Below are 11,876 nucleotides of genomic sequence, written 5' to 3' on the forward strand. Positions count from 1 at the left end.
GCCGATAACAAGCTCAGAATAACCAGCCGGCTCGTAGATGGAGAAACGGCCGCCATTCGCTGGTCCGCTGTTTACGAGGCCGACCTGCATTCCGGGAACATCATCGATCTCGAAAGTGGCGTAGCGCAGAAGATCGCCGCAGCGGTCGCTCAGGCCATCAARCCCCCATTGCATGCATCGTCGAAGGTCCCCTAAGGGGCGATCCCCGCGAAGCCGGGGGCATAAAGCACCAACCGAAGATCTGCTTACCGGCGGTCTGTCAGTGTCACACTGAGACCTCCGGAGGCCTATTTACTGCAGAGCCTGTAGTTGCTGCCGGTTTGATCGCTGGCGTTGGAATAGCGCTTTAAGCGCCCGTCTGACCCTTTTGCTAGGATCGCGGAGGACTGGGTGCGGGTAACAGAGTGGACGCAGAATAGTGACAGGTTATCACGGTCGCCGATGCGGCTGACGGCGCCAATCCGGCAGGCCGTCCAAGGCGTGCTGATGCGATCCCCGGAGATAATGAAGGCAGGGACGAATAGCTCCGTAGGGACCTTGAACATCATTCCCTTACGCCCCGGCGTGAATACGTCTCCACAAGCGAGGTCGTCCGCGAGCCAGGCTCCTTGATAGGTGACTAAGGGGCCCTCTGCCGCCTTCACGTTTGCAACCAGGCTGCTCGCTACAAGGCCAATGACAACCGCGCTCGAATATCGGGTACACCGCATTGATCGCTCCCGGGTCTCCATCTCGAAAACTATGTAGACGTAGGACTTAAGGTCCAATGGAGACAGCTTCTTGGGAAGCCAATTTGGAAGGTAGCCCATTACCACGTCCGGTTCCATCGCATGTCTGCTTGGGGAACGACGTCCGCTCTCGTCGTAGCCACCGTCCAGAACCTCAGGAAAATGGCAAAGCTCCTGCCGACCGGACCGCAAACTCAGCCCGACTGAGGAGATGCCGTCCCGATCGGCAAGCGGAAACGTGCCGAGACGGCGGGTGTCAATGCCTAGATCGGCCCTGAAGGCTACCGACGCTTCATCGTGGGGAAGAAGCGCGCCTTCGAGGGCGAGGTCGATGAGGAACTGGGCGCGCCGAACGGAACGCCTTGATGCAATCCGGCCGGCTCCCATCCCGGACGTTGGTGGTCCGCCGTCGCCCTTTCCGGAAACGACCCAACTCGGAAATTAAATCATCCTAGCCTGGCGGCCCGTCACCGACATCTGCAGGGTCCGCTTCCGGGCAACTCGACTGAAGGCAAGACAGGGTAAGGACAGCCGGGTTGGTGCAATCGCGAAGCTCCCCCGCAGACGCCCGCGCCTACCAGGTGACGCGCTGGCCGCACTCGCCCTTTAGATGTAGCGTCGATCGCTTTGCCCCTTCAGCAACGGTCTCAGGGACGCTCACAGCTTGCGCTACCAACTTACTTTGATCCCAAGCCGGCCGTCATAGGCGCGCGAGCGGCCATTGAGCCCGATCGAGTAACCGGCCGACGCGTAGAGCGCTGTGTTCCTGCTGATCTGGGCGTCGACACCGGTCCTGAGTTCGGCCCAGGAGCCGCCGAGATCGGCGTGGAAGGGGATCAGCCCCGTGGCCGAGGAGAACGAGGTCTTGGGATCGCCGAGGAACTCGTTCCAGAGGCTCGCCTTCAGCCAGGCGGTGAGCAGGCGGGGCTTGGCGCGCGGATCCTCCTCCAGCGTCCAGCTCTTGGCCAGGCGGGCGCCGATGCGGCCGGCCAGAGAATCGGCATCGCTGAAGCGCACCAGCGCCGCCTCGTCACGGCCGGATCCGTTGGCCAGGGTCTGGTAGATCATCTGTGCCTGTGGCTCAAGGATGAAGCCGTTGCCTAGCTGGAGCGGATAACCGCCCTCGAGCGAGGCCGCGAAGCCGAAACCATCGCGCTTCAACTTGAACAAGCGCTTTGAGTCAGCCTCTGCATCGTACCAGGTGCCCTGCACGACCCCGTCGAGATACCAGCCGGACGGTCCGAAATGCGTCCAGTAGGCGCCGAGCGAATAGCCGTCGATGGTGTTGGTGCCGGCCTTGATGCCGTTGAAATGGGTGACATCGCCTTCGATCCGTCCGATCGCGGCATAGAGGCCGGCGTGGYTGCGGCTGCCGTCAGTGCCAAGGCTGCGATAGAGATCGAGCCCGGCCTGGAAGGCGTAGATATCGTAATCGTAGTTCGGGCCGTTGCGAAAGATGCCCCAGGGGCCACCGTCCTGGTTGCCGTGCTGGCCAATGATCCGCGCCCAGCCGGCCGATGCATAGGTGTTGCCGGGGACGCTGGCGCCGGCCGGCAGCTGCACGGTGGTGGTGCAGCGAAAGTTCTTCTCCGGATTCTTGCACCAGATCGTCCGCTCCTCGGTGACGGCCGGGAGCGCGAGCGGGTGCAATTCGCCGACCCGTTCATGCAGGCTGTCGATCAGGGTGCGGCCATAGGTCAGTCCCATTGCCGGAAGCGCGGCATAAAGCGAGACTTCGCGCCGGAAATTCGGAATACCCGAGTTCGGGGGTGCCGGCGTCGGGCCAGAACCGGGCTGGATCGGTTCGGGCGGAGCAAGTGTCGAACGAAGGAACCAGCTATCGGGCGCGGGCGCAGCGCCTGCAACCCCGCCGCGAAACAGACTATACTCATATGGACCCGCCACCGCAGGGCCGCCTAGTGCAAACGTCCCGGGCTGGGTGCTTCCGCCCCCCGCGGGAACGTCCACCACAAGAATGCCATTGCCCGGTGTGAGCGCGCCGAGGCCACCGGCATTCCGGACCAGAATTGAAGTGGCGCCGCCGGCGCCCACGTTGCTTCCGTCCACCACCAATACGTCTGAGTGAGAAGGCTCGCCGCTATCGAGCACGCTGTCGAGCCGAAGCGTTGACGAAGCTGTGGACACCGATGAGCTGGCCCTGCAGGGGGCCGCCAAGCGTCATGGCATTCAGCACGTTACCCTGCGGCAAGTATTGCCCGGTGCTGTCGAGCGTCGTAGCGCCCGGAGCCCCCAACAAGGCCAAAGTCCCATTGTTTGCGAACGTGCTGCCCGGTCCGCCAAGATCCGAAACAGCGACACGCACCGTGTCGCGTAAGCTGTCGCCGTTGGTGTCGGCAAAGTGGCGCAGGTTGAAGGCGCCATTGTTGATGTAGCTGTTGACCCCCGATAGCGTGACAAAACCCGTCATCGTGCCGTTGTTGATGATTACCGGATCGCCCAGTACCGCGCGATCTGACAGTGCGCCGATGCTGCCATCATTGATCAGGGTCGCGATGCCGCCGGTCGAACTCAGCACCACGCCGGCGGCGGGCAGACCGAAGAGGCTTGAGCCGCCGGTAAGGTCGGCCTGCCAGCCACCCATGATCGATCCGCCTGGCGCGACGTTGACCGTAACGTCGCGTGCTCCCTTCGCGACGATCCCGGAGCTGAACTGCCCTGTGGTCAAGACATTCGTGGCATTCACCTGCACCGTCCCGGTCGGCACTCCGGTGAAGACCGGCGTCGGCCGGAACTCGCTCGGCGAGCTTGCAACCAGGTTGGTGCTATCGACGAAAATGCCGACTGCCCCGGAGCCGTGCGTCGTGATTGGGCCGGATGAAGTCACATTGACGCTACCCCCGCCGGAAAGAGCAACGATGCCCATCCCGTTCCCGCCAAACGTCGTAATGCCTGGGCCGGTGTAGTTCACCGAGATTGGCGCGTCCAGAAAGCTGAACGCTCGAATGCCGTAACCGTTGTTGCGGAGACCGGGATCTGGAGCCGCGGGACCCGCCATCTGGATTGTCGACGCCACGTTTGCGATCAGCGCATCATTGGCCGCCGCAGTCCCGAACGAATCAAGAGCGATGCCCGGCTTCAGCCGTTCGCCGGTCAGGCTCAAGACCGTGATGGTCGTGCCCGGATCGGTGGTGACTATAGCCGTGTTGCCTGCCGCATAGATGCCGTTGGCAAAGTTCCCACGGACGGCGATCGAGCCGCCGTGATACAGTACCGTTCCGCTGCTTCCCCCGGAAGCGAACAGGCCAGTGATACCGTTGGCGCCGGCTCCGAGCGCGATGCCTGTCATATCCCCGGTTGCTTCGATGGTGGCAGGACCGCTCCCGCGATTGTCCGCCTGGATGACGGTCGAGAAATCCGTGCCGATCGAGGTCACCCCCGGACCGTTATAGTTCACCGTTGCCGCCGTGGTCAGGGTCGAGCTTGGCAGAACGATCGCCCAAATCGCATTGGTGCTTTGGAGACCGGTCACATGAACTTCGGTATTCGTTGCCGTAATTATGGCGCTCCCGCTGGCCTGTATTCGCAGCCCAGATTTATTAGGGCCAGTGACAGCGGTATTGTCGATGAAGGCACCGTCCACGGTCAGAGTGGCATTGGCGCCGGGCGTGCCGATCGGGCCCGTGGTGTTCGCAAGGTTGACCGAGTCTACGACACCAGAGCCWTTGGGGATGACGACCCGGACACCCGGCTGAAGCGTGACTAAGATGGGCGTATTGTTGGTTGAGTAATTGATGCCGCCGGGATAGTCGTTGCCGGCCGATGTGCAGGTAGCGCTATTGGATCCGTCAAGTGCCCCACACGTTTGCGCCAGGGCGGCCCCCCCCGAGATGCCCAAGAATAACGGCGTCAGCGCGGAGGCCGCCAGAAGCCAAAGTTTCCGACGTTTCACGCCGGCGCCCGAAAGCACACGCCCCCAATCCATACCGCTCCCTTTCGCGTGTAGCTCGCGAGCGTGATCAGTACGCGCTCACGTTGCGAGCAGTCGAAGTCAGAATCAAAGGCAGAGGCAAAGGCAGCTGAGAATCAGAATCACATAGGCTACGCAGTGACGATGCTCAGAGAAAGCACCGGCGACATCTACAAAATGTTTACGTGGGCATGGTCGGCGTCGATGCGGACCCGCATATCTTGAGAATCTGTTGCGCGGACGCTACGGTTTTCGATCGTACGACCCAATCACCGGCTGAATTCTGTTGTCGGCGCAGTTACGGGGCCGACGGAGACAGGCATTATGACCGTAGGGAAGGGACCATGATCAGCCGCTGAACTTCAATCTAGCGACGTCTGCTTTCGGGCAGTCCGCCAATGTTTGGCGGTGGCGCGCTTATGCCAGCGGTGCAGCGTGGCGAACTTCTGGATTCCACCCGAATTAGCCGTTCGCGACGAGGCACGGCGGTCGCCTACCGTGCCTGAGGTCATCACAGATCCGTCTGCTCYGACAGAATGAGGGCATCATCGACCTCGATGCCCAGGTAACGCACGGTGCTTTCCAACTTGGTGTGGCCAAGGAGAAGCTGGCATGCTCGCAAATTGCCGCTGCGCTTGTAGATGAGGGCCACTTTGGTCCGACGGAGGCTGTGGGTCCCGTAAAGCGCTGCGTCTAGCCCGATGAAGGCAACCCATTCGTCGAGGAGCCGGCTGTATTTGTGAAGCGGCATACCGTTTGACCCCCGATCGGCGCCCAAGGCTCACCCCATCAAATCGGCGGCAGGTTCCTGAATCGATTAGCGAATATTCGAGATACGCGGGGTCACGCAGGACGCCGATCCGGGGTCAAATTGGATGCCTATTCACATACGACCCGATGAAGCCGTTCTCCCAAGGGGTTCCGGGCGCGATAAAGGCGGTTTTCGCACCGCAGCTCGGATCGATCGCCCGATTGCGGCATCAGCCTGTTCGCCCATGCGAAGATCGCGACGGCCTAAGCCATTGCCCGATACCGCGCCCACAGCACCTGATTTCAAGCGCCAGGTGGCCAAGACTACATGGCTGGCGAGACGCTCCATAGCCTCGCTCGCCGACAGCTACCTAGCCCGGATGCGTTCCCGGTGGGCCGTGTAGAGTCCGCTCGCCGCGATCACCGCGCCTCCGAGGAAGGTCATTCCCTCGGGGACGGCCCCGAAGATGGCGAAGGAGAGCAGGGCGGCGGAGGCGAGCTGCACGTACGAGAACGGGGCGATCGTCGATGCAGGGGCCTTCTTGAAGGCGAGGATGACCAGCCAGTGACCGATGGTCGAGAACAAGCCCATGGCCACGCCGATCCCGATCTCCCGCAGTGTCAAAGGATGCCAGGAGAAGGCCACGCCCGCGGACAGCACCGCGAAGCCGATGAGCGCGGACCAGGCCATCGTCACCTCCGACCGCTCGGCATGCAACTTTCGCGTCACGATCGCGGCCACCGCCCAGCACATGGCGGCGCCCATTGGAAGGAGAGCCGCCAAGCTGAACCCAGCGGTGCCCGGTCGCACGACGATGAGCACGCCTGCAAAGCCGACCGCTGCCGCTGCMCAGCGGCGAAGGCCCACCTTCTCGCCGAGCATTGGGATGGACAGGGCCGTGATGAAGATGGGCGATATGAAGTTGATGGCGGTTGCCTCCGCAACGGGAAGCTGCGTGAGGCCCAAAATAAAGAGCATCGCGGAGGCAGCCACTGCGAGGCCACGAAGGGTCTGCATGCCGGGCGAGGCGGCCACGAGGGCGCGCCTGCCGCTCATAGCGAACGCGGTCGGCACAACCAGAATGACGAATACGAGATAGCGCAACCACGCCACTTGCACGCCGGGAAGGCTTGCCGTCAGGAGTTTCGCCGAGACGTCTCCGGCGGCGAAGAACAATGTGCTCGCCAGGATGAGACCTATGGCGAGGAGGGTGTTGTCCGCGGGTAACGAGATACCGGCGGGACGGGTAGGAGGCTTCCTTATCGATACGTCAGAGGAATAGGCATCGCAATCGGCCGCGGTGGCAGCTGCAGACGGGGGTGACATATCGATCCGATCGGGAATTTCGATCTGGCGGCGCGCCATATCCTTGATTCAAGCAAGACGCATGATCGTGATCAAACTATGAATTCGCGGCGCAATCGCCGAGCGAAGAAGCCCTACCCGCCATGTGAAATTTGCATGCGATGTGGTCCTCCGTCGTCGCGCCCTGCCTTCCCGATGGGWGCCCCTTACTTGCATCCGCGCGATCCCGAAGCCGAAGCACGGCGATGCATGACGGGCGGGTAGCTCCACATCCGCCAAGGCTGCCGGCATCCGATCAACTGAAGGCCAGGGGAGGGTTCTCGGCGCTCAAAAGCAAAGGCAGCCTCCTTACGTCCGACATACCGTCGAGATTACGGAGCCTATCGACGAGATCGGACGCCTTGGCTGTCGGGAGCGTCAAGGTGAGGAGTTCTATGACCTTGGCGCGTAGCCGAGCGTCGGGAAGTGGATTGTCAGGCGAACCGAGGGTGGGGGTCCACATGCGCCTGATAACCCGCTCCCGAACGGCCTCTGCGCCTCTTGCTGGACGGTCGCAAACGCGCAAAGTCGGGGCAGCCACCCGCCGTGCTTATGGTTTCTTTTGAATCATTTAGGCCGATGTCTGAGAGGACGTGCGGCCATGGCTCCGAGCGGATGGTGATGTATTCGCTATTGGGGCGCGCCGAATTAATCGCCCCCATTCGGGATCGGAGGCATTTGTATGACTCCGTCGGCTGACCAATCGACCGGGTCACGCAGCAACAGGATGATTGGCCGACTGGGTTCAGGGCATGACTTTCGCGAGAAACYGAATTCGATCGACCAAGCCTAGGTAGGTTTGCGCTTCCGAACCCGGCGGCGACCGGTTCAGTCCCTGACGCTCGCCGGCAGTTAACGTGCCAATGCCAGCTAGGCTCGAATCACTCCCCCCAACGCATGCGGTTGAGGAACAGACTTTCGTTCGGCGTCGGTTTGAATTGCAGTGGCTTGGCGGCACCATAGCCGACGACGGTCTGATAAAGAGGTACGACGGGCAGTGTCGCCGCAACAATTTCATGAATCTTGCGATAATCGGCCAATCGTACTGCGGGATCGAGCGTCGCGCGCGCGCGGTCGAGCAGCCCGTCGATCTCCTTGTTCTCGACGATTGTCCAGCCATTGCCGGAGTGGAAGAGTTGGTACAGCGCACCGTCCGCGTCTTGGCAAGCGCAGGAGGAGCGGCTGATGGCGAGGATGGGAGAGTCGAGGGGTCCGCGCTGGGTCCTTTGAAGGAAGCTCGGCGTGTCGACCAAGGTGATCGTCACCTCGAACCCTACATCGCGCAATTGCTGTTGGATCGCCTGGACGACACGCTGATCGAAGAAGGGCGCGGTGGTCAGCGCAAATGGCACTTTGGCTGCAGCCCCGGCCTCGGCGACAAGCGCCTTGGCGCGCGCCGGGTCGTAGGTGGGGCCGGCGATGCCCTCGGCCCAGCCAAAATGTGCCGGCGTCAACATCTGCGCTATGGGCTTCTCCTGCCCGCCCAGAATGCCGTCGATGATGCCCTGTTTGTCGACAGCTCGCGCCACGGCTTCGCGAATCTTGGGGTTATCGAAGGGGGGCTGGTTCGGATTGAGGCGCAGATAGGCGAGGCGCTCGGTTAGGGCCGTCAGGGGCTTAACCCGCTGCGACATCTTGAATTGGGCGAGTTGGTCGTTGTCGAGCCCCACGGCAAGGTCGGAGCTCCCCGCCTGCAGATTGGCGACGCGTGTCGCACCATCAGGCACGGCGCGAAAGAGCACGGTCGGGAATGGACCCTTGGTGCCCCAATAGTCATCGTTGCGCTTCAGGGTCACGGCAACGCCGCGCTGCCAGCTTTCGAAACGATACGGACCGCTCCCGACCGGCTTGAGATTGAAGGGGTCGTTGCCGACTTTCTCGACGACCGCCTTTGGCACGATCGAGAGCTTCACGAGCTGGGCGAGCAAAGCCGGATAGGGCCCGTCGGTGACAAGTTTCACCTCCGTCGCCGAGAGGGGTACGGCGGCAACGATCTTGTCGAACTGCCCGCGCTGCGGGCTCCCGAAGGACGCGTCGGTGATACGCTTGATGCTGAAGGCGACATCCTCGGCGGTGAGTTTTGAGCCGTCATGGAAGGTCACGTCACTGCGCAGCGTGAATAGGATTTCCGTATTGGACAGGCTGCGCCAAGAGGTGGCGATCTGAGGGATGATATCGCCCTTGTCGTCGCGGGTGACGAGGTTGTCGAAGATGTTGCGGTAGACGTAGTAGCTATCGGGATTCCACTGGATCTGCGGATCGAGCGTCGACGGTTCGGCCGCCAGATCCACCACCAAGCGGTCTGCACTGGCAAGCGCAGGGGTGGCGAACCCCAAGGCGGCTGCAACCAGCCATCGGCCAACCTTGAGCTTCATCATCTGGTCCTTTTGGAGCGCGTTGGGGCCTGTGCCTTTCGGATAGTCCGTCAGTTTCGCACCGCGCCGAAATGACCACAATTCTATTGTGACATGTGAAAATAGAACGTTCTCTCGCGGTCAAAATCCAATGGAGGCGTTTCTTCGCCGAGCCGTTCTGCGTGAACTCATCAAGAACATAACCCTCTTGATCGACGGCGCGCCACAGCCAGTGCTTCTGGCCGCCGCTGCCGCCGACAGGCTACGGGCTTATTCCCGCCCGAATTTCAGGGCCCGGCGCCTCACCGTCTCGTAGGAGACAGCAATGCCGCGCTCCGGCAGCATCTCCTCGACAAGGCGACGGCTCAGGGGAAAGCGAAAATACAGCGACACCGCATGAGCAATGATCGCAGGCGGAAATCGATGGCGTCTATAGCTGATGGTCGACTGGCTCATGCCCGCCCATCCACACAGCTCTCCGCCACGCCGGAGTGACAACGCCGAGAGAACGCGGATGGCAAGGCTATTGAGAGGAAAATGGTGGGCCGGGCCGGATTCGAACCGGCACCGGCGCTGTTATGAGCAGCGAGCTCTAACCGTTGAGCTACCGGCCCACCCTTCGCCTAACACCCTCCCGGTCTGCCCGGCAAAACGCGAGAACGGCCCGCAAACGGAACCGAGACACCGTTGCGGCGCTAAAACGGGCCGGCGTGATCACGGCCGGACCGCGCAGCCCGGAGCCGGGGGCGCCCTATACCTATGTCACGACGGACACATCGGCCCCCGCGCAACAGCCGCCCCTGCGGAGCGGCTGATTGGCCCGACAGGTGGGCTCAGGTCGCTTTACGGGCAGGGGCCGGTGAAGCGGCGGCCGCTCGTGTCCTGGAAGATGCAGTTGTTCGGGGTCGTTGCCCGGCCGACCACCGCACCGGTCACGCCACCAGCAAGGGCACCGATCGCGGCACCACGTCCGCCGCCCGCGATCCCACCGATGAGCGCACCACCGCCAGCGCCAATGGCGGCGCCGCCAAGCGTGCGGTGCGACTGAGACTCAGGGTTGCAGCCTGCGAGTGAAAGGCCGAGGCCGATGAAGCCGGCGAATGTGATCGAACGGAGCATTTTGGGGTCCTTGTTCAAGACAGCGCGCGAATGCGAACGCATCAATCTAGGCTAAGACGTCCGAGATCCCAGAGCGACCGCCTAAGTCGGGAATTCGTGTGGACGTTCATCGTGCCATGCAATGTTGGATCATCGATTGATGGAAAGGTGCGTCATGGCGACTAAAGGCTTTGGCTTTGTTCGGCCGGACGATGGCGGGCAGGATGTTTTCGTTCATATCAGGGCCTCGCCTCCCAAGTCCGCGGCGAAGCCTTCAGCATCAGCAGTGTTTGGAAAGCAGAAGCGGGAATAGGAGCGACCGGTTGGTGAGAACGGTCGATTCTGCCAATCGTGGCCACGACACCATGCCACCACGGAACCAGCGAGCGCCCGAGCCCCGTTCCGGGCACCGGGATCTGTAGCTGATGCGGGTGGGTGCCGTCGATGATGCGCCGCTTCGGAAAGTGACCCGGGCCCTGTTGGCGCCACACGGGAGCTTGGTGCGCGAAATAAGCCGATCATGTTCGCGCTACCCGCCTAAAAGCCTCCATGGTGGAGCACCGCCGGCCTCCCAGCGCTCTCCGAGTATTTGCCGCTTAGTGTCCAGAGAAAACCAAGGTTTGAATGGGCAGGACCAGCGCCTGGATCCTCAGGAGCATGGCATGARCCAGCCCGACTGCATCGACCGCATGTAGAACGACTTTTTTGACGGAGCGGGTGTCCTTCGCCTCGATGCGGTCGTGGTTGCTCGAATAGGCATTGACGATACAGCTGCTGCCCGGCGTCACCCCGTCGAGTCCATCGGGATAGAGCGGCTCGAGAAATGTCAGGATCGTGCCTGGCTTGGCAATTTGCTGAACATCGATCAGCTGCTCGCCGCCGCGAAACTGCCCGGCTGCGATAAAATCCTGCAGCCCGGTCACCACCATCGGAATGATGACCCAGGGCTTCGAGATGCAGGTGGCCTCCGCAACCATGCCCACCTTCATGATCTGCGCCTCGATCTGGGAGAAGCCCGCCTGCAACGAGGAGCGCCCGGCCTCCTCGGGGATCAGGACGCCGCCCGCGCGCATGTTCGGGTTGACGAGATCGCCGGCACGAAGCGCAAATTGTTCGACGCGACCGGTGAAGCCGGCTTTGATCAGGGTCTTGTCGATATCGATCTGGGCCAAAGCCAGGGCCGCCTGAGCACTTTCCTTCTGCGCCGGCAGCAGCGTCGAGATCCGGATCTGTGCGGTATCGTGCGCCGCGGTCGCCGAGTTCAAGGCGGCTTCTCGGCCGGCGACACGGACCTCCAGCCTCTCGATCTCACGCTGCGCGACGACATTCGCGTTCCGTCGCATCAATTCCTGCTTGGTCCGCAATTMATCCTGCGCCTGCTGGAGGTCGCTTCTCGCCTCCTGGGTCTTCGATTCACTCGAGGCAAGGTCGGACCGCGCGACGGCAAGCGCAGCTTCTGCTTCGGCAATCCTGCGGCGGGCGGTCTCGGCCGCCGCTTCCTGCTCGCTGCTGTCGAGGCGGAAGAGGGGCATTCCTTTTTCAACCCTGCCGCTGAGCCCGACAAAGACCTCGGCGACCTTTCCCCTGTTCTCCGGCATGATCGGCACGGCCCTGAAGAGCAGGGTCGCGTTCGTGGTCGAGGGGTGATTGTAGAAGATCACCGTGATCAACCC

7 protein-coding genes, 1 tRNA gene and 3 pseudogenes are annotated in these 11,876 nt (G+C 62.2%); 2 read left to right on the forward strand and 9 right to left on the reverse strand.

Annotation, left to right across the window (positions count from 1 at the left end):
- On the forward strand, positions 1-195 hold a 195-nt coding region (locus AC1D34_RS29205; RefSeq protein ID WP_476826094.1), incomplete at its 5' end, for a hypothetical protein.
- A gap of 1,202 nt (positions 196-1,397) precedes the next feature.
- Here the strand turns inward: AC1D34_RS29205 and AC1D34_RS29210 are convergent.
- The 8 genes and pseudogenes from AC1D34_RS29210 to AC1D34_RS29245 all read right to left on the reverse strand — a co-directional run bounded on the left by AC1D34_RS29210 (position 1,398) and on the right by AC1D34_RS29245 (position 10,224).
- Positions 1,398-2,873, reverse strand: a complete 1,476-nt coding sequence (locus AC1D34_RS29210; RefSeq protein WP_476826095.1) for an autotransporter family protein — start codon at positions 2,871-2,873, stop codon at positions 1,398-1,400.
- Positions 2,827-4,671 carry a beta strand repeat-containing protein gene (locus AC1D34_RS29215; protein WP_476826096.1) on the reverse strand — a complete coding sequence of 615 codons (1,845 nt, stop codon included), beginning with the start codon at positions 4,669-4,671 and terminating at the stop codon, positions 2,827-2,829. Before AC1D34_RS29215 ends, AC1D34_RS29210 begins: the two co-directional genes overlap by 47 nt.
- 496 nt (positions 4,672-5,167) lie before the next feature.
- A pseudogene (locus tag AC1D34_RS29220) lies at positions 5,168-5,392 on the reverse strand (site-specific integrase); the annotation flags it as partial.
- A gap of 381 nt (positions 5,393-5,773) precedes the next feature.
- Complete coding sequence (locus AC1D34_RS29225) at positions 5,774-6,772, reverse strand: DMT family transporter (RefSeq protein WP_476826097.1); 999 nt, start codon at positions 6,770-6,772, stop codon at positions 5,774-5,776.
- Between the two features lie 860 nt (positions 6,773-7,632).
- Positions 7,633-9,126, reverse strand: a complete 1,494-nt coding sequence (locus AC1D34_RS29230; RefSeq protein ID WP_441508949.1) for an ABC transporter substrate-binding protein — start codon at positions 9,124-9,126, stop codon at positions 7,633-7,635.
- A 157-nt stretch (positions 9,127-9,283) separates the two neighbouring features.
- Positions 9,284-9,561: pseudogene (locus AC1D34_RS29235) on the reverse strand (IS6 family transposase); the annotation flags it as partial.
- A gap of 82 nt (positions 9,562-9,643) precedes the next feature.
- Positions 9,644-9,719 (reverse strand) — tRNA-Ile (locus tag AC1D34_RS29240).
- A 229-nt stretch (positions 9,720-9,948) separates the two neighbouring features.
- Positions 9,949-10,224: a YMGG-like glycine zipper-containing protein gene (locus AC1D34_RS29245; RefSeq protein WP_441508950.1), complete on the reverse strand. Its 276-nt coding sequence runs from the start codon at positions 10,222-10,224 to the stop codon at positions 9,949-9,951.
- Between the two features lie 139 nt (positions 10,225-10,363).
- On the opposite strand from AC1D34_RS29245, the pseudogene AC1D34_RS29250 reads away from it, so the two are divergent.
- Positions 10,364-10,450 (forward strand): annotated as a pseudogene (locus AC1D34_RS29250) (cold-shock protein); the annotation flags it as partial.
- Positions 10,451-10,799: 349 nt separating this feature from the next.
- Here the strand turns inward: AC1D34_RS29250 and AC1D34_RS29255 are convergent.
- On the reverse strand, positions 10,800-11,876 hold a 1,077-nt coding region (locus tag AC1D34_RS29255; protein ID WP_476826098.1), incomplete at its 5' end, for an HlyD family secretion protein.

The sequence above is a fragment of the Allobosea sp. P1_A7 genome (assembly GCF_056406775.1).

Bases quoted from the DNA above. Each gene is read 5' to 3' on its own strand.
- AC1D34_RS29230 (WP_441508949.1), bottom strand. From the start codon at position 9,126: ATGAAGCTCAAGGTTGGCCGATGGCTGGTTGCAGCCGCCTTGGGGTTC.
- AC1D34_RS29245 (WP_441508950.1), bottom strand. From the start codon at position 10,224: ATGCTCCGTTCGATCACATTCGCCGGCTTCATCGGCCTCGGCCTTTCA.